Source organism: Pandoraea sp. E26 (assembly GCF_000681415.1).
GTDB classification, from domain to species: Bacteria; Pseudomonadota; Gammaproteobacteria; order Burkholderiales; family Burkholderiaceae; genus Pandoraea; species Pandoraea pnomenusa.
Genome location: NZ_AYXJ01000039.1, coordinates 1 through 17,978, shown reverse-complemented (window position 1 = coordinate 17,978; position 17,978 = coordinate 1). Strand labels below are relative to the sequence as shown.

Below are 17,978 nucleotides of genomic sequence, written 5' to 3'. Positions count from 1 at the left end.
AAGCCGGAGGGCTCACGGCGGGCGGCATCAGTGACGGGGTTGCGCGGCGTCCGCCACGGCGGGGGCGGGCACCTGCACGATGGTGCGGGTGGGGTAAGGCAGCGAACAGCCCGCGCGCTCGACGGTCTCCTTCACGCCGCGTTGGAGATCCCAATACAGTCCCCAGTAATCGCCCAGCGAGGCCCAGACGCGCACGTTGACGATGATGGCGCTGTCGCTGACCTGCTTGACCATGATTTCCGGCGCGGGCGCCTTGAGCACCCGCTGGTCGTTGCCCACGTGGTTGCGCAAGGCCTGCATGGCGGCGTCGAGGTCGTCGCTCAGGCCAATGCCCACGGTGATTTCCATGCGCCGCGTGGCATTGCGGCTGAAGTTCGTGATCGGCTGGCCCCAGATCTGGTTGTTCGGCACGCACACGTAGATGCCGTCGGCATTGGTGAGCGTGGTCGTGAACAGACCGATCTCCTCGACCGTGCCGGCCACCGCCGATCCGGCCGTGATGTAGTCACCATTGCGGAAGGGGCGCAGCACGAGCAGCATGGTGCCCGCGGCGATATTCTGCAATGTGCCCTGCAATGCGAGACCGATGGCGAGACCGGCCGCGCCGAGCACGGCGATGATGCTCGCCGTTTGCACACCGAACTGTGCAAGCACCGCAATGATCGTGATCAGGCGCACCGACCACAGCACCACCGACTCGATGAGCGGCTTGAGCGTGGCGTCGAAGTGCGGCGAGCGATTGAGCGTGGTGTGCACCACGCGCGAGAGTCGCTTCGCGATCCAGAAGCCGATCAGCAGGATCAGTATGGCCTGCACGAGCGACAAGCCGTACCGGACGGCATTCGCCGCCAAAAAGCCCATGACTGCGTCGATTGACGCGAGCGGGGTCGTGACATCCGTCATTTTGCTGTTCTCCCTTTCGACGGGCACCCGGCGGTGCCGATATCAAGGTTGACGCCAAGGGCGTGGATTGGTTCGATCCGCTTGCCGCCGATCGCCGCTGCCTGGCCCACCCTCGACGATTTCAGGGCATATCCCACCGTCGCGTTAGGTAACGGCGCCTCGGCGCGTCCGCTGGCACGTCGAGGCGCCGCGCTTGGCGTGTCTGTGGCGTGGCTGCTACACTTGGCGTCGCCGTGTCGCAGGGAGACTCTCGTTTGATCAATGCTTTCGTCATCAATAATGGCCGCCTGCAACAGGTGACATGTGACCATCCCAGTGACCTGACCAGCGTGTCGCCGGTCTGGGTGGATCTGCACAGCGAATCGGAAGAGGAACGCCACTGGGTCGAAGACGCTTACAAGGTCAAGTTGCCGACGCGCGACGAGATCACCGATATCGAGGCATCGGCCCGCTACTACGAAGACGACAACGGCGTCTTGCACATCCGCACGGATTTCCTGCTCGACGACGAAGAGCAATCGCGCAACGTGCCGGTGGCGTTCGTGGTGCTCAAGGATCTGCTGATTTCCATTCACGACGAAGATCTGCCGGTGTTCCGCCTGGTTCGCATGCGCGCGCGGATTCGGCCCGGCTCGGTGCGCGACGCGATGGACGTGCTGCTCGATCTCTACTCGACCGATGCGGAATATTCTGCCGATGCGCTCGAAGGCGTATATGCGGCGCTCGAAGAAGTCAGCAAACGGGTTCTGGGCAAGAACCTCACCGACGCCGATGCCGCGAAGGCGCTCGAGAGCATTGCGGCCGAAGAGGATCTGAACGGGCGTATTCGCCGTAATGTGATGGATACGCGTCGCGCGGTCTCGTTCCTGATGCGCGCCCGCATGCTCAAGGACGAGCAATACCAGGAGGGCAAGCAGATCCTGCGCGACATCGAGTCGCTCGACAATCACACCGCGTATCTGTTCGACAAGATCAACTTTCTGATGGATGCCACCATCGGTTTCATCAACATCAACCAGAACAAGATCATCAAGATCTTTTCGGTCGCGGCGGTGGCGTTTTTGCCGCCGACGCTCATTGCAAGCATTTACGGCATGAATTTCCAGATGATGCCGGAGCTGCGCTGGGAGATTGGATACCCGTTCGCGATCGGCCTGATGATTCTCTCGGCGATCGCGCCGTTCCTGTACTTCCGGCATCGAGGCTGGCTCGACTGAGCGTGGGCGCGACGCGTGCGCCCACGATGCCCGCTCGGGGTGATCCGCGGCGGTGGGTAACGATTCGACGCAATTCGGCACGATTCGTGGCGATTTGCCGGTCGCCGTGGGGGCCCGGCCGCCGAGCAGGTAAAATGTCGGCCTTGCTCGATCCAACGACGGATCGGCCCGAATTGAATCACGCTGCGCCGTGCCCGGCGCGGCATTCCGCCGGAACACCGTCATGACCTTCACCGACACGCTGCGCGCCGCCTGGACGCGCAACAATTCCCTCCTCTGCGTGGGGCTCGACCCCGAGCCGTCGCGCATTCCCGCGCATCTTCAAGGCCGGCCGGACGCGATTTTCGAGTTTTGCCGCCAGATCGTGGATGCCACCGCGCCTTTCGCGTGCGCGTTCAAGCCGCAGATCGCCTACTTCGCCGCGCATCGCGCCGAAGACCAGCTCGAGCAACTGATTGCGCATATCCATGCCGATCATCCGGGGCTGCCCGTGATTCTCGACGCCAAGCGCGGAGACATCGGCAGCACGGCCGAGCAATATGCCCGCGAGGCATTCGAGCGTTATCGTGCCGACGCCGTGACGGTGAACCCGTACATGGGTTTCGATTCGCTCGAGCCGTATCTGGCGCACGCCGAGAAGGGGGTCATCGTGTTGTGCCGCACGTCGAATCCGGGCGGCAGCGATCTGCAATTCCTCGACGTCGATGGCAAGCCGCTGTATCAGACGGTGGCGCGTCTGGCGTCTGGGCCGTGGAACACGAGCGGGCAGATCGGCCTTGTCGTCGGGGCGACTTTCCCTGCGGAAATTGCGGCGGTGCGTGCCATCGTCGGTGACATGCCGCTGCTGATTCCCGGTGTCGGCGCGCAGGGCGGCGATGTCGAGGCGACGGTCAAGGCCGGTCGCACCGCCGACGGTACGGGCATGATGATCAACTCGTCGCGCGCGATCATCTACGCCGGCCGTGACGAACATTTCGCCGAGGCAGCCGCGTCCGCCGCGCAAAAGACGCGCGACAGCATCAACGCTTATCGCTGATCGCATGTTGCCCGCCGTTCGTGCGGGCAACACGAGGCGAAGCGGACAGACCGGACGTGTTGGTCAGCTCGGACAGCTCGGACGAGATCGACCGAATCGAGTCAATCGCGTTAATCAAGTTAATCAAGTTAAGCGAGTGACTTGAGCGAATTGCGCGAGTGATGCGAATCGGCACGTGGCGACGCGATTACGACGCACGCTTGAAGCGGCGTCTTACGCGTCGCCTTTGTCGAGTCGCTCGAGCACGCCGCGCAGCGCGTGCTGCGCGGCCTGGCTCCGCACCTGCGTGCGGTCGCCCTTGAAGTGCTTCGTCTCGACGACGGTCGTCACACGGTCACTCCACCCGAAGCACACCATGCCCACCGGTTTGTCCGCGGTGCCGCCGCCCGGCCCGGCCACGCCGGTGATCGACAGGGAGATCTGCGCCCGGCTGTTGAGCAGCGCCCCTTCGGCCATGGCGCGTGCCACGGGTTCGCTCACGGCGCCGTGCTTGTCGATGAGCTCGGCGGGAACGCCAATCATCTCCGTCTTGGCCTGATTCGAGTACGTGACGAAGCCACGCTCAAACCAGTGGCTGCTGCCGGAAATGTCGGTGATTGCCGCGGCAACGAGGCCGCCGGTGCACGACTCGGCCGTCACCAGCATCAGTCGCTCGTCACGCAGGCGATTGCCGACCCTGACCGAGAGTTGCGCGAGAAGCGCTTGTTCTGAGACCACGTGAACTCACCTATCAAATCGAGCGCCACAGCGCGATAACGAGCAACGTGCAGAACGCAGCGACAAGGTCGTCCAGCATGATGCCCAGGCCGCCCTTGACGGTTCGGTCGAAATAGCGGATCGGTGGCGGCTTGACCGCGTCGAAGAAGCGGAACAGGACAAACGCCACCAATTGCCCGACGAAACTCGCCGGGGTAATGAGCAACAGCACGATCCAGAAAGCCACGATTTCATCCCAGACCACCGCACTCGGGTCCTGCACCCCAAGCTTGCGCGCCGAAAAGCCGCAGATCCAGATGCCGCCGAGAATCGACGCGGCAATCAGCACACCCCAGCCCGTGACCGTCAGATACAGATTGAGCACCAGGTACGACGCCCAGCCGAACAGTGTGCCGACCGTGCCGGGCGCGAACGAAGACAGGCCCGTGCCGAAGCCGAGCGAAAACAGGTGGGCGGGATGCGACAGCAGGAAACGCGAGGTCGGCCGGCGCGGGCCGCTGCCCGGGTTGACGGTGGCCGTCTGATCAGTGCTCATTGAAAATGGTCGAAACTTTTGAATTCGGCGGCGACGGCAGCGCCGGTATTGTCGTGGAGTTGCATCATGTGGCGCGCGTCGAGTAACGCTATTGTACCGATACGCGTGAGGCGCATGCCGAGTTCACCGCCAATGGCCTCGATCCGCTGTCGCTGCGCGGGGTCGGCGCAAAAGCAAAGCTGGTAGTCGTCGCCGCCCGCGAGCGTGCACAGGCGCTGTATCTCGGGCGCCTGTGCGGCGAGCAGCGACGAGCGCGGCACGTCGTCCACGTTGACTCGCGCACTGACACCGGAGCGCGTCAGGATGTGGCCAAGGTCGCCCAGCAGGCCGTCCGAGATATCGAGCGCCGCGCGCGCCACGCCGCGCAGCGCGAGACCGAGCGCCACCTGCGGTTCGGGCCACTCCAATGCGCGACGTGCAACGACCAGGTCGTCGTCCGTGAGCGACCATTCTCCCCGGATCGCGCCAAGCGCAAGACGGGCATCGCCCACCGTGCCCGAAATCCAGATGTCGTCGCCCGGTCGTGCGGCGTCGCGGCGCAAGGCGTGGGCGCCCGGTACGCTGCCGAAGACGGTCACGCAGAGATTGCGCGGCCCGCGTGTCGTATCGCCGCCCACCAGCGGACAGGCGAAACGGTCGGCCAGCGCGGCCAGGCCGTCGGCGAAGGGAGCGAGCCATGCAGGGTCGCTGTCAGGCAACGCAAGCGCCAGCGTGAAGCCCAGCGGGCGAGCGCCCATGGCCGCGAGGTCGGACAGATTGACCGCGAGCGTCTTGTGGCCCAGCGAGCGCGGATCGACGTCGGCGAAGAAATGGCGGCCCTCCACGAGCATGTCGGTGGACACCGCGAGTTGCTCGCCGGCCGGTGCACGCAGCAGCGCGCAGTCGTCGCCGATCCCGAGCGCCACCTGTTCGCCCTGGCGCGTCGCACGCGCGAAAAAACGGTCGATCAACGAGAACTCGGACAGCCGCGCCTCCGATGCCTCGGCCCGTGCGGACGGCGAACGAGGCGCGGACGAGGAGGACGTTGCTGGCGACGAGGGTGACGGCAAGTCGGAATTGGTGGTCATGGGCGGTGGCACGGGCGCCGGGCGCGCAAGGCGGCGCGACGGGCGAATCATCGGGGGCTGCGCGAGGCACAGCGCGAACCCCTATTCTAAGAGGGCATCCTCGCTTTCCCAAGCGGACAAACGCGCCACGCGCGCGAATTCAGGTGGTTTCCGATGGCTGTCTCGGACACCCCCCCGGTCGCGTTTCATCCATGTTCCGAAAAGGCTCCCGATGGTGCGATGCAGCGTTGTGTTTGCCCTGGTTTTTGGACACTATCGACAGGAAAGCAGCCCAGTGCGGGTGTGGCCGTTATCCGCTTTTTGCATAAATGGCGTGAATAAATGGGGCTACAATTCGCACTGAAAATTTGACTTGTCCTGTTCGCCCAGAGCTTCTCCCCATGCCCACGCCGATCGATCCGAAATTGCGCGAAGCTGCGCTCGAGTATCACGAATTCCCCACGCCCGGCAAAATTGCCATCGCACCGACCAAGCAGTTGCTCAACCAGCGGGATCTGGCGCTGGCTTACTCGCCGGGCGTTGCCGCCGCGTGTGAGGAAATCGTCGTCGATCCGCTCAACGCTTCGCGCTACACGGCGCGCGGCAACCTTGTCGGCGTGATTTCCAACGGCACGGCCGTGCTCGGACTGGGGGACATCGGTCCGCTCGCCTCCAAGCCGGTGATGGAGGGCAAGGGCGTACTGTTCAAGAAGTTCGCCAATATCGACGTGTTCGATATCGAGATCGACGAGAAGGACCCCGAGAAGCTCGTCGACATCATCGCCGCGCTCGAGCCCACGTTCGGGGCGATCAACCTCGAGGACATCAAGGCCCCCGAATGCTTCATCGTGGAGCGCAAGCTGCGCGAGCGCATGAGGATTCCGGTCTTCCACGACGATCAGCACGGCACGGCCATCGTGGTCGCGGCGGCCCTCATCAATGGCCTGAAGGTCGTGGGCAAGGATCTGCGCTCGGTGAAGCTGGTGACTTCCGGTGCGGGGGCCGCGGCGCTCGCGTGTCTGGATCTGCTCGTCGACATGGGGCTTCCCATCGAGAACATCTGGGTGACGGACCTCGCGGGTGTGGTCTACGAGGGCCGCACCGAACTGATGGATCCGGAGAAGATTCGTTTCTCGCAGAAGACCGATGCACGCGGACTGGCCGATGTCATCGGCGGCGCCGACATCTTTCTCGGGCTGTCGGCGGCCGGCGTGCTCAAGCCGGAAATGGTCAAGACCATGGCGGATAAACCGCTCATTTTCGCGCTGGCCAATCCGAATCCGGAAATCACGCCGGAACTCGCGAAGGAGGTGCGCCCCGATTGCGTGATGGCGACCGGCCGGACCGATTATCCGAACCAGGTCAACAATGTCCTGTGCTTCCCGTTCATTTTCCGGGGGGCGATCGACGTTGGCGCCACGACGATCACTCGGTCGATGGAAATCGCGGCAGTGAACGCGCTTGCGGAACTGGCGCGTCAGGAGCAGAGCGACATCGTTGCATCGGCGTACGGCATCAAGAACCTGTCGTTTGGTCCCGAGTACCTGATTCCGAAGCCGTTCGATCCGCGCTTGCTGGTGAAGGTCGCCACGGCCGTGGCAGAAGCCGCGATGGCGGCCGGCGTCGCCACGCGCCCGCTCGCGGACGTGGACGCATACTCGCAGTCGCTGCAGCAGTTCGTGTACCACAGCGGTGGTCTGATGAAGCCGCTGTTCTCCGTGGCGCGCAGCGTGCCGGCCGACAAGAAGCGCATCGCCTTCGCGGAGGGCGAAGAGGAGCGTGTGCTGCGCGCCGTGCAGGTGCTGGTCGACGAACGCGTCGCCACGCCGATCCTGGTGGGACGCCCCGCCGTGATCGAGCACCGCGTCCAGCAGTACGGTCTGCGTCTCACGCCGGGCGTCGACTTCACGGTCGTCAACCCCGAGCACGACGAGCGCTATCGCGATTACTGGGAAACCTATCACCAACTGACCAACCGCAAGGGCGTGACGGCATCGTACGCTCGCGTCGAAATGCGCCGCCGCACCACGCTCATCGCCGCCATGCTGGTGCGCAAGGGCGAGGCGGACGGCATGATCTGCGGCACGGTTTCCACGCCTGGGCGCCACCTGCACTTCATCGATCGCGTGATCGGCAAGCGCGCGGGCGGCCATGTCTATGGCGCCATGAACGCGCTGATTTTGCCCAACCGGCAGATCTTCCTCGTCGACACCCACATCAATCAGGACCCGAGCGCCGAGGATCTGGCCGAGATCACGCTCATGGCGGCCGAGGAAATTCGACGTTTCGGTATCCAGCCCAAGGTCGCGCTGCTCTCGCACTCGAATTTCGGTACGAGTGACGCGAATTGTGCCCGGAAGATGCGCGATACCCTGGCGATTCTGCAAGAACGCGCGCCGGAACTGGAAGTCGACGGCGAAATGCACGGCGATTGCGCGCTGGACCCGGAATTGCGCGCGCGCATCATGCCGGATTCGACGCTGACCGGCGCCGCGAACCTTCTCGTCATGCCGAACATCGACGCCGCGAACATTGCCTACAACCTGCTCAAGACGGCAGCAGGCAACAACGTCGCGATCGGGCCGATCCTGCTGGGTGCGGCGAAGCCGGTGCACATCCTGACCGAGTCGGCGACGGTGCGTCGCATCATCAACATGGCCGCGCTCGTCGTGGCCGATGCGGCAGCGCAACAACCCGCGCGCTGAGCCGACGGTTGCCATCGGCGGTTCGCCGCCGTTAGGCATACGTTAACGACAAAACGCCGCACCCATTCGGGGCGGCGTTTTGTTATTTCGATGACGATTGTCACGTGTCGCATACTGTCATGTAGGCGCTCACTGTCGTGAAAATCCTTGTATTTTCATGAATTTGTTGAGTAGTTTGGTTGCAAAATGTAAGCCGACATTGATTCTCGTGACCAATAGCGATAACCTTACGGCTTCACCCATCAGAACAAGCCCGCAGCGCAAAACGGCGTCGGGGCGACAGGTTAGCTATGACAATGGCACGTTGGCTTCACCGGGGCATCGTGGCGCTGACGGCGGCTGGCAGTGTGTTTCTGGGGGCGCATGCCGTAGCGCGTGAAACCGCGCCATACGTCACGGATCAAACGGCCGAGGTATCCGTTGCCGATTTGCCACGCGAAGCGCAGCGCACGCTGTCGCTGATTGCCCAAGGCGGGCCGTATCCCTATGCCAAAGACGGCATCGTGTTCGGGAACTACGAAAAGCGCCTGCCCAAAATGCCGCGTGGCTATTACCATGAATATACGGTGCCGACGCCGGGTGCCCGCAACAGGGGCGCGAGGCGCATCATCTGCGGCGGTAATCAACGCGCGGTCGATCCGTGCTACTACACCAAAGATCACTACAACAGCTTTAAACGCATAAGGGAATGACAGCAGTATGAGTGAGCCGGTTTTCGCACAGGAACGCGGGAAAGATCTTATGGCAGATCCATTCGGTGCGGGCGAGGGCAACTTGTTCAAGCAGGTGCTGGGCCTGCATGCTGTAGCGCGGGCCGGCCACCGCCATACCTTATCGGAAGAGGGAGATATGAGTCTTTTCAAGACCGTCAGGCCGAATATCGTGCAGTCGATCCGCGCATTCCGCGTGCCGGAACTGGCCGCAGAGGCCGAGCGACTCGGCCAACATTTCCTGTACGCCAACTGTTCCCAGGCGCAAAGCAAGGCCGAGGTGCTGGAGACGATCGCGACGTCGTTCCTTTTCCCCAAGCACTTCGGAAAGAATTATGACGCGCTTCACGATTGCCTGACCGATCTCGTGAGCCACTGCGGCCCGCAGCCGGGATTCGTGGTGGTGCTCGAAGGGCTGCCGATTGCGACGAAGTTCGACAAGGATGGCCGTGAAACGCTGCTCGACGTCTTCCGCGATGCGGCCGAATTCTGGGCCGAGCGCCGCGTGACGTTCCGTGTCTTCTACTCTTTCGCCTGAGATTTTGCCGGCATCTCGCCCCCAGGCTTGTCGCGTTCTCCGCGTTCCATGTTGACGGTCGTGACGTCGGCATAGGTCGCTTCGGCGCGTCGATCTCCACGAAAAAAGGTCCGCATGGCGGACCTTTTTTGTTTTCCCACGCGGCTGACGCGCGTTAGCCGGTACGTCCGCCAAGAAATTGCTGCGCAAGGCTCGCCAGATCGAGCTGGCCTTGCGGCACATCGCCATTCGGCGTGAGGTGGTTGATGACTTCGGGGAGCAGCGACGACAATTGTTGGGCCGCCTCGTCCTGGCTCACCCCGGCCGTGTTGGCGAGTTGCTGCAACTGACCGCCCGGGCCGAGTGCCTGTGTCACCTGATCGGGCGATACGGCCTGATTACTGCCGGTGCCGACCCACGAACGCACGGCGTCTCCCAGACCACCGCTTTCCAGCACCTGCGTCAGTCCACCCAACCCGCCCAGCGCGCCGATCAGATCGCCGGCAGACGTTGCCGGTGCGCCGGCGCCCGCTGCGGCCGGGGCTTGTCCGCCCCCGAGCAGTCCGCCCAGCAGGCCACCCAAACCGCCGCCGGCGGTGCCACCGCCACCGCCCAGCATGCCCCCCAGGGCACCGCCGAGCGATCCGAGCAGATCACCGCCGGCCTGACCGCCCTGGCTCTGCGCGCCGCCCGATCGACTGGCGATCATCGCCAGCAGGCCCATGAGCAGCAACATCTTCGTATTGCCGCCGCCGCTATTGCCACCGGCCTCATTGCCGGCCGCACCACCGAGAATGGAATCGAGGATACCCATGACGACACTCCTTTAGGCTTGTGAGGCCATTTTTCGAGTCATTGTTGCTTACCAACCGCCCCAGCGCGCCGCCAGTGCGGCGAGGACCGCGATTCCCGCCGTTTCCGTACGCAGGATTCGCTCGCCGAGTCGAATCGCCGTGAATCCGGCCGCCCGCGCAAGCGATTCCTCCTGAGGTGCCAGCCCGCCTTCGGGCCCGAAGAGCAGCACGCCGGGTTGTGTCGGCGTGTCAGGCGGTAGCGAATCGAGACCGCCGTCTGCCCTGGGTGACAATAGCACACGCCATTCGTAGCTCGTCACCGTGTCCCTGTCTTGCAGCCAGGCGGCGATCGGGCGGATCGGCAACACGCGCGGTACCCGGTTTCGGCCGCATTGCTCGCACGCTGCCTGCACGAGCGCCTGCCAATGTGCGACGCGCTTTGCGGCACGTTCGGCGTCGAGGCGGATCACCGAGCGTTCTGTGGAGAGGGGCTGGATCTCCGACACGCCGAGCTCAATGGCTTTCTCGATCAGCCAGTCCATCTTGTCCCCGCCGGCGATGCCTTGTGCGAGCGTGACGCGATAAGGCGTCTCCGCGTCGCGCGAGTCGAACTCACCCAGTTGGGCGGTGGCGTGACGTTTTTCCAGTGTGGTGAGGACCGCGGGAAACTCGCCACCCGTGCCGTTGAAGAGCGTGAGCGTGTCGCCGACCTTCAGGCGCAGCACCTGAACGTGGCGCACCACGCCTTCGGGGAGTTCCAGCAGTGCGCCTGCGTGGAGCGGCGTGTCGATGAAAAAGCGAGGCATACGGATGGAGGATCAGGAAACGGCGCCAGAGGGCGCGCTGGAAGGGACAAAGGGCAACGGCCACGCAAGCATGAGCGCATAACTGGCGCAGGGGACAGTGCACGACACACGATGCCGAAGGGATGGGGCTTCACGCCGGGACCGGCAGCATACCCCAACGCAGGCGGCCAGCGGCGTCAGCCGCGCGGGGCGATGGGGCGCGCGAAGCCCCAGCGGTACCCGTCAGGGTCTTCCAGTTGGCAGAAGCGGTCACCCCAGAACTGGTCGTTGGGCGGCATCAACCCCTTCGCTCCCGCAGCGGTGGCGCGCGCATACAGGGCATCGACATCCTCGGTGTAGACGTAGAAGCTTTGCGGTGCTTCCACCCCCGAGGTGCGCGGTGTGCGCGCCGTGGTGCCGAAAGCGCCTTCGGGCGCAAACATCACGATCAACTGACCCTGATAGAACATCTCGACGTGCATGAGGGCACCGTCGTCGTCCATCGTATCGTGCACGGTGAAGCCGAATGCCTGCTCGTAGAACGCGGCGGTAGCCTTCGCGTCGCGCACGGTCAGATATGGCGTCAGCCATGGCACGTGGGACGGACGGGGATCGGACATGAATGGGCTCCGGTTAATCCGCCGGCACAGGGCAACGGGGGCGTGCGCTGCCTTCAAAGGCGCGAACGGGCGGGTGCCGACGGTCGTGACAAGCCCCCAATATACAAGGAACGCGAATGTGCTTCACCGTCTGCGCGCGATCGCATCACGGCCCATCGTCGCCGAGGACGTCGGCAAGCTCCGGCGCGATGTCCAACAAGGCGGCCAGACGTGCCGGCGAGAAGTGGCGCAAGCCTCGCAGTGCTGGCGGCAACGCATCGGGCGACGGGTCGCTGGCGCCCGCCGGCATGTCCAGCCGCACGTCCAGCAAGTCGCTGGCGATTGCCAGCGCCCATAACGTGCCGTAAAGAGGCACATACGCGGTCATGGGGGTCACGATGCGGAAGACGCAGCGCAGCGCCTCGCGCATGCGCCGAACCCGTGCGCCGTCGAACCACGGCGCGCCGAGCTGGAGCGCCACGCCGCCGCCCGGGGCCAACAATGCCCGAATCTTCTCGAAGAAGGGGACATCGTGCAGCGGCGCCGCAGCGCCGTCGGCCTCGGTCAGGTCGAAGATCACGGCATCGAAACGCTCTTCCCGGGCGAGTGCGGCGTCGACGAAGTCGCGTGCGTCGCCGATGACAAGCCGGGTGCGCGGATCGTCGAAAGCGCCGTCGGGCAGCGTGGGCATGTACTGCCGGATGGTGGCGGGCACCTGCGCGTCGAGTTCCGCGACGACGACTTCGCGCACACACGCATGGCGCAGTACCTCGCGCGCGGACCCCCCGTCGCCACCGCCCAGGACAAGGACCCGACGCGCATCGCCGTGCGCGAGCAACAGCGGGTGCACCATGCATTCGTGGCAGATATGGGCGTCGGCAAGCGACGCCATGAAACGTGCGTCGAGCCGGTAGGCGCGCCCGAGCGCGCCGAACGCAGGCAAATCGACGACTTCGATGCGTTGGTGGGGCGATGTCGTGGAGAACACGTGCCGGGCGTCGAACCGATAGCCGGCCCACGGGCCGAGCGGGGCCGAGCAAGCGGTAGGGGCGGTGCCGGAATCGGGCGTGGAGAGGTCGCGTTTGACTGTCATTGGCAAGGTAACTTCCTCTAATTTGTGGCGATCACGCCACTTTTTTCCATGATTCCACGTTCCCGCCGGTTGGGGAAGTTCGCCGCGAGCGACCCGGTCCGGTGTCGTATCTGGTAAAATCTTGGTCTTTTCCTGCATTTGAATTTCGCGCGGCGGCTCGCGGCAACGGGGCACGCCCGCTCTTCCGGCTGGTCACCATGACGAACTCCTCTCCTGCTACGGCTGCGCTGATGGCCTCCGCCATTCGCGTCCTCTCCATGGACGCGGTCCAACAGGCCAACTCCGGACACCCTGGCGCGCCGATGGGCATGGCCGATATCGCGGTCGCTCTCTGGGGCCGCCATCTCAAGCACAACCCCGTCAACCCGCACTGGTTCGATCGCGACCGCTTCGTGCTGTCGAACGGCCACGGCTCGATGCTCATCTACTCGCTGCTGCATCTGACGGGCTATGACCTGCCCATCGAAGAACTCAAGCACTTCCGCCAGCTGCACAGCAAGACGCCGGGCCACCCCGAAGTCGGCATCACCCCGGGCGTCGAGACGACCACGGGCCCGCTGGGCCAGGGGATTACCAACGCGGTCGGCTTCGCGTTGGCCGAAGCGCTGCTCGCCAAGGAATTCAACCGTCCGGGCAACGATATCGTCGATCACTACACGTACGCGTTCCTCGGCGACGGCTGCCTGATGGAAGGCATCTCGCACGAGGCCTGCTCGCTGGCGGGCACGCTGCGTCTGAACAAGCTGATCGCGCTTTACGACGACAACGGCATTTCGATCGACGGCGATGTCGAATACTGGTTCGCAGACGATACGCCCAAGCGCTTCGAAGCGTATGGCTGGAACGTGATTCGCGGCATCGACGGTCATGACGTCGACGCCGTCGATGCGGCCATCGCCCAGGCCAAGACCTCGGATCGTCCGACGCTCATCTGCTGCAAGACGCTGATCGGCAAGGGCGCGCCCAACAAGCAGGGCGGCCACGACGTGCATGGCGCACCGCTGGGTGCCGACGAGATCGCCGCCACGCGCGCTGCGCTGGGCTGGAACCTGCCGCCGTTCGAAGTGCCGGCCGAGGTCTATGCGGCATGGGATGCGAAGGCTGCCGGCCAGCAGGCCGAAGCGGCCTGGAACGAGCGTTTTGCCGCCTACCGCGGCCAGTTCCCGGCCGAAGCGGCCGAGTTCGAGCGACGCATGAAGGGCGAGCTGCCGGGCGACTTCAAGTCGGCCGCCGCCGCGCTGATCGCCAAGACCAACGAGAAGGCCGAGACGGTGGCAACGCGCAAGGCGTCGCAACTCGCGATCGAGGGGCTGGCGGCGGTGCTGCCGGAGTTCCTGGGTGGCTCGGCCGACCTGACCGGCTCGAACCTGACGAACTGGAAGGCCAGCAAGGCCGTACGCGCCAATGCCGACGGCGTGCAGTTCGGCAATCACATCAACTACGGTGTGCGCGAGTTCGGTATGAGCGCCATCATGAACGGCATTGCGCTGCACGGCGGTTACATTCCGTTCGGCGGCACGTTCCTGACGTTCTCCGATTACAGCCGCAATGCGCTGCGCATGGCCGCGCTCATGAAGCTGCGTTCGATCTTCGTGTTCACGCACGACTCGATCGGTCTGGGCGAGGACGGCCCGACCCATCAATCCATCGAGCACGTATCGAGCCTGCGCCTGATTCCGCAGATGGACCTGTGGCGTCCGTGCGATACGACGGAGACGGCCGCCGCGTGGGTGGCGGCGGTGGAGCGTCACGACGGTCCATCGAGCTTGGTGCTGAGCCGCCAGAACCTGCCGTTCGTCTCGCGTGACGATGCGCAGATCGAGAACATTCGCCGCGGCGGCTATGTGCTGCGCGATGTGGCGAATCCGCAGATCGTGCTGATCGCGACCGGTTCGGAAATCGACCTGGCCCTCAAGGGCGCCGAAGCGCTGGCCGCCGAGGGCGTTGCCGCGCGCGTGGTGTCCATGCCTTCGACCAACGTGTTCGATCGTCAGGACAAGGCCTATCGCGATAGCGTGCTGCCGCGCGGTGTGCCGCGAGTGGCCATCGAAGCCGGTGTGACGGCGTTCTGGCACAAGTACGTCGGCCTGGAAGGCGGCGTGGTCGGCATCGACACCTTCGGCGAGTCGGCCCCGGCCGGCGTGCTGTTCAAACACTTCGGCTTCACCGTCGACCACGTGGTCGCGACGGTCAAGTCCGTGCTTGGCTGATTTCGTTAGACCTTACGGAGAAACCCCCATGACCATTCGCGTCGCTATCAACGGCTATGGCCGTATCGGCCGCAACGTACTGCGTGCCCACTACGAAGGTGGCAAGAAGCACGACATCGAAATCGTCGCCATCAACGATCTCGGTAACGCACAGACGAACGCGCACCTGACGCAATACGACACGGCGCACGGCAAGTTCCCGGGCACCGTGTCGGTCGACGGCGATTACATGATCGTCAACGGCGACAAGATTCGCGTGCTGGCCAATCGCAACCCGGCCGAACTGCCGTGGGGCGAGCTGGGCGTGGACGTCGTGCTCGAGTGCACCGGTTTCTTCACCTCGAAGGAAAAGGCGAGCGCCCACCTGAAGGGCGGCGCGAAGAAGGTCATCATCTCGGCCCCGGGCGGCAAGGATGTGGATGCCACGATCGTGTTCGGCGTGAACGAAGGCGTGCTCAAGGCGACCGACACGGTCATCTCGAACGCTTCGTGCACCACGAACTGCCTGGCGCCGCTGGTCAAGCCGCTGCACGAGAAAATCGGCCTGGAAACGGGCCTGATGACCACGGTGCACGCCTACACGAACGACCAGGTGCTGACCGACGTCTATCACGAAGACCTGCGTCGCGCCCGTTCGGCGACGATGAGCATGATCCCGACGAAGACCGGTGCCGCGTCGGCTGTCGGTCTCGTGATGCCGGAACTCAATGGCAAGCTCGACGGGTATGCCATTCGCGTTCCGACGATCAACGTGTCGATCGTCGATCTGTCGTTCGTCGCCAAGCGCGACACGACGGTGGACGAAGTGAACGCGATCCTGAAGGAAGCCGCCGAGGGCCCGCTCAAGGCCATCGCAACGTACAACACGGCGCCGCTGGTGTCGGTCGACTTCAACCACAACCCGGCCTCGTCGAACTTCGACGGCACGCTGACCAAGGTGTCGGGCCGTCTGGTGAAGGTGAGCTCGTGGTACGACAACGAGTGGGGTTTCTCGAACCGCATGCTCGACACGACCGTGGCGCTGATGTCGGCAAAGTAATCGCCGCGCGACGTTCGTCACAAAGAAAAGCCGCTGTCGGGAGACAGCGGCTTTTTTGTTTTTGCATCCGGCGAACGCCTTGAGCCGGTGGCCCCTTCGCGCGTCCGATGCTTACTTGACGCTGGCTTTCAACTTGCGGGCCAACCCCAGGAGCACGCCCAGCAGGGCGCCGATGACGAGGCCGCCGCCGCCGAAATACAGCTTGCGCGGGAACACCGGATTGCCGTTGACGTTGATCGCACTGATCACGCGCGTGTTGTACGACTGGTCAGGGGCGAGCAACTGAGATACGCGAAAGCGGCTGTCGTTGAGCACGGCACGCTCGGAGCGGCTGCTCTGCAGCGCGCTGAGGGCCATGACCGAGTCTGTGTTCTTCGATCGTGCCAACGCGGTGGTCAATTCTTCCTGCGCTTTGGTGTTGGCGTCGATGGCCGCGTCAATGACGCTCAGCTGTTGCTTGGGAAGCAGGCGCGCCCGGTCGAGAATCGCCTGATGCTCGAGGATGACGTCCTCGGACGCCTGCTTGAGCATCTTCTCCGCTTCGGCTTCGGAGGTGCCGCGTGCGGTGACTTCCACATAGACGGTGCCCTGGATGCCCCGGGCTTTCAGCGACTTCCACGCGACGGTTTTGCGCAACGCTTCCTGATCCTGGCGCAAGTCCGGCAGTACTTCGCCGGCCACGCGATCGCGGAATGAACCGAGGGTAATGCGGCCCACCGTTTGCTGGACCGACTCGATGAGCGGGCCGTCCGGGCCCGACACCGGGGAACCGGCCGAGCGTCCGACCTGAAGCGTGACCTTGCCTTCCCATTGCTTCTGGATGGCATAGGTGCTCCCGATGCCGATCACGGCGCCGGTCACGGCAAGTGCCGCAATCACTTTCAGGTTCTCGCGGACAAATCCGAGAATATCCGCCAACGAGATTTCGTCTGCGTCACTCTGTGGCATATCGTTGGGCGATTCTTTGTGGGTCATAAAAAAGGGGAGTGCATCGATACGGTCCCGTACAGGCGCGATTTACTGCTATACGCTTTGAACGGGGGAGTATTGTAGACGATGCGACTCTGCGCTCGGTTCGGCGTGGCGTTGAGGAGCGGGCGAATTCCCAGAATGCTTCCTGGAGGAGAGCATTCCGATGGCGTCGCTTTTAGTTCTTTTGACGATGCGGGCAGGGATCCTTGGTGCAGCTCCCGTACATCGCGAGCGAGTGCTCCTGGAGTGCGAATCCGCGTTCCTTGGCAATGAGTTTCTGGCGGCGTTCGATCTCGGCGTCGAAGAATTCCTCGACGCGCCCGCAATCCAGGCACACCAGATGGTCGTGGTGATGTCCCTCGTTGAGCTCGAAAACGGCCTTGCCGGATTCAAAGTTGCTGCGCGACAATAGTCCTGCTTGCTCGAATTGCGTCAGAACACGGTAGACCGTGGCCAGTCCGATGTCGAGATTTTCGCCGAGCAGATGACGGTAAACGTCTTCAGCGGTCAAATGGCGCACCTCACTGTTCTGGAAGATTTCCAGAATCTTGAGGCGCGGAAGCGTGGCTTTCAGTCCGATATTTTTCAGATCGGCGGGATTCGGCATCGCTCTACGTCCCTAGAGTACAATACAGCCCCAATAATAATGCCTTTTTGCCTTGCCCGGGCGCAAACCGGGGCAAACGGGACGGTTTGTACCGTCAACGGGGGCGATGTGGCGGCGCGCCGGGCGTGCCGGATTCAAGTTCGATTTTTTTGAAAGCGAGTCAGATTTGCGTCGTTATCTCTCCCTTCCGTTTTCCGTGTGCGCTGCGGCGGCGTTGCTGGCCCTGGCCGGCTGCTCGACGTATGACAGCGTGACCGACAAAGTGATCGGCGTGGTCACGCCGTATCGAATCAACATCGTTCAGGGCAACTTCGTCTCGAAAGAAGCCTACGACCAGCTCAAGCCCGGCATGACGCGCGATCAGGTGCGCCAGTTGCTCGGTACCCCGCTGCTCACCGACATCTTCCACGCGAATCGCTGGGATTACGTCTTCTACTTCAAGCGCGGCAATGCCTCGGTGGTGCAGGAGCGCCATCTGAAGGTGTATTTCGAC

The 17,978-nt window shown here is 63.8% G+C and carries 18 protein-coding genes; 8 read left to right on the top strand and 10 right to left on the bottom strand.

Going from position 1 to position 17,978, the window contains the following annotated elements; translation table 11 throughout:
• Window positions 1-27: 27 nt before the first annotated feature.
• Window positions 28-903, bottom strand: coding sequence for a mechanosensitive ion channel family protein (locus W930_RS28595; protein WP_023872343.1), 876 nt, complete (start codon window positions 901-903; stop codon window positions 28-30).
• A 254-nt stretch (window positions 904-1,157) separates the two neighbouring features.
• Between W930_RS28595 and corA the strand changes: the two genes are divergently transcribed.
• A complete protein-coding gene (corA, locus tag W930_RS0123075) occupies window positions 1,158-2,120 on the top strand; it encodes a magnesium/cobalt transporter CorA (protein ID WP_023594178.1) in 963 nt (320 codons plus the stop codon).
• A gap of 223 nt (window positions 2,121-2,343) precedes the next feature.
• Window positions 2,344-3,156: an orotidine-5'-phosphate decarboxylase gene (gene pyrF, locus W930_RS0123070; RefSeq protein ID WP_023594179.1), complete on the top strand. Its 813-nt coding sequence runs from the start codon at window positions 2,344-2,346 to the stop codon at window positions 3,154-3,156.
• 213 nt (window positions 3,157-3,369) lie between these two features.
• Here the strand turns inward: pyrF and W930_RS0123060 are convergent, their stop codons facing one another.
• The 3 genes from W930_RS0123060 to thiL are packed head-to-tail and all read right to left on the bottom strand — an operon-like array spanning window position 3,370 to window position 5,358.
• Window positions 3,370-3,873 carry a CinA family protein gene (locus W930_RS0123060; protein WP_023594180.1) on the bottom strand — a complete coding sequence of 168 codons (504 nt, stop codon included), beginning with the start codon at window positions 3,871-3,873 and terminating at the stop codon, window positions 3,370-3,372.
• A gap of 13 nt (window positions 3,874-3,886) precedes the next feature.
• Window positions 3,887-4,408: a phosphatidylglycerophosphatase A gene (locus tag W930_RS0123055; protein ID WP_023594181.1), complete on the bottom strand. Its 522-nt coding sequence runs from the start codon at window positions 4,406-4,408 to the stop codon at window positions 3,887-3,889.
• Window positions 4,405-5,358 (bottom strand): thiamine-phosphate kinase, encoded by a 954-nt coding sequence (gene thiL, locus W930_RS0123050; protein WP_369798710.1) that lies wholly within the window; start codon window positions 5,356-5,358, stop codon window positions 4,405-4,407. Before thiL ends, W930_RS0123055 begins: the two co-directional genes overlap by 4 nt.
• A gap of 497 nt (window positions 5,359-5,855) precedes the next feature.
• On the opposite strand from thiL, the gene W930_RS0123045 reads away from it, so the two are divergent.
• The 3 genes from W930_RS0123045 to W930_RS0123035 all read left to right on the top strand — a co-directional run bounded on the left by W930_RS0123045 (window position 5,856) and on the right by W930_RS0123035 (window position 9,407).
• Complete coding sequence (locus tag W930_RS0123045) at window positions 5,856-8,159, top strand: NADP-dependent malic enzyme (protein WP_023872341.1); 2,304 nt, start codon at window positions 5,856-5,858, stop codon at window positions 8,157-8,159.
• A gap of 296 nt (window positions 8,160-8,455) precedes the next feature.
• Window positions 8,456-8,851, top strand: a complete 396-nt coding sequence (locus W930_RS0123040; RefSeq protein ID WP_023594184.1) for a ribonuclease domain-containing protein — start codon at window positions 8,456-8,458, stop codon at window positions 8,849-8,851.
• 7 nt (window positions 8,852-8,858) lie between these two features.
• Complete coding sequence (locus tag W930_RS0123035) at window positions 8,859-9,407, top strand: barstar family protein (protein ID WP_023872340.1); 549 nt, start codon at window positions 8,859-8,861, stop codon at window positions 9,405-9,407.
• A gap of 154 nt (window positions 9,408-9,561) precedes the next feature.
• On the opposite strand, the gene W930_RS0123030 is transcribed toward W930_RS0123035, so the two are convergent.
• From W930_RS0123030 to W930_RS28590, 4 genes are all read right to left on the bottom strand, one after another.
• Window positions 9,562-10,200 (bottom strand): YidB family protein, encoded by a 639-nt coding sequence (locus tag W930_RS0123030; RefSeq protein WP_023594186.1) that lies wholly within the window; start codon window positions 10,198-10,200, stop codon window positions 9,562-9,564.
• A 48-nt stretch (window positions 10,201-10,248) separates the two neighbouring features.
• Window positions 10,249-10,986 (bottom strand): 16S rRNA (uracil(1498)-N(3))-methyltransferase, encoded by a 738-nt coding sequence (locus W930_RS0123025; RefSeq protein WP_023594187.1) that lies wholly within the window; start codon window positions 10,984-10,986, stop codon window positions 10,249-10,251.
• A gap of 176 nt (window positions 10,987-11,162) precedes the next feature.
• The gene (locus tag W930_RS0123020) at window positions 11,163-11,585 is read right to left on the bottom strand and encodes a glyoxalase/bleomycin resistance/extradiol dioxygenase family protein (protein ID WP_023594188.1); all 423 of its coding nucleotides are present in this window, start codon (window positions 11,583-11,585) and stop codon (window positions 11,163-11,165) included.
• A gap of 145 nt (window positions 11,586-11,730) precedes the next feature.
• Window positions 11,731-12,657, bottom strand: coding sequence for a spermidine synthase (locus W930_RS28590; RefSeq protein WP_023872339.1), 927 nt, complete (start codon window positions 12,655-12,657; stop codon window positions 11,731-11,733).
• A gap of 197 nt (window positions 12,658-12,854) precedes the next feature.
• Between W930_RS28590 and tkt the strand changes: the two genes are divergently transcribed.
• Together tkt and gap are read left to right on the top strand one after the other, a co-directional pair.
• Entirely contained in the window at window positions 12,855-14,867 is a 2,013-nt protein-coding gene (gene tkt / locus W930_RS0123010) for a transketolase (protein WP_023594190.1), read from the top strand.
• Window positions 14,868-14,895: 28 nt separating this feature from the next.
• On the top strand, window positions 14,896-15,906 hold the full coding sequence (gene gap, locus W930_RS0123005) for a type I glyceraldehyde-3-phosphate dehydrogenase (RefSeq protein ID WP_023594191.1): 1,011 nt from the start codon (window positions 14,896-14,898) through the stop codon (window positions 15,904-15,906).
• 111 nt (window positions 15,907-16,017) lie between these two features.
• Here the strand turns inward: gap and W930_RS0123000 are convergent, their stop codons facing one another.
• Together W930_RS0123000 and fur are read right to left on the bottom strand one after the other, a co-directional pair.
• Window positions 16,018-16,824, bottom strand: a complete 807-nt coding sequence (locus W930_RS0123000; protein ID WP_036656343.1) for a hypothetical protein — start codon at window positions 16,822-16,824, stop codon at window positions 16,018-16,020.
• A 229-nt stretch (window positions 16,825-17,053) separates the two neighbouring features.
• Window positions 17,054-17,485, bottom strand: coding sequence for a ferric iron uptake transcriptional regulator (fur, locus tag W930_RS0122995; RefSeq protein WP_023594193.1), 432 nt, complete (start codon window positions 17,483-17,485; stop codon window positions 17,054-17,056).
• A 106-nt stretch (window positions 17,486-17,591) separates the two neighbouring features.
• On the opposite strand from fur, the gene W930_RS28585 reads away from it, so the two are divergent.
• On the top strand, window positions 17,592-17,978 hold a 387-nt coding region (locus tag W930_RS28585), incomplete at its 3' end, for an outer membrane protein assembly factor BamE (RefSeq protein ID WP_152552670.1).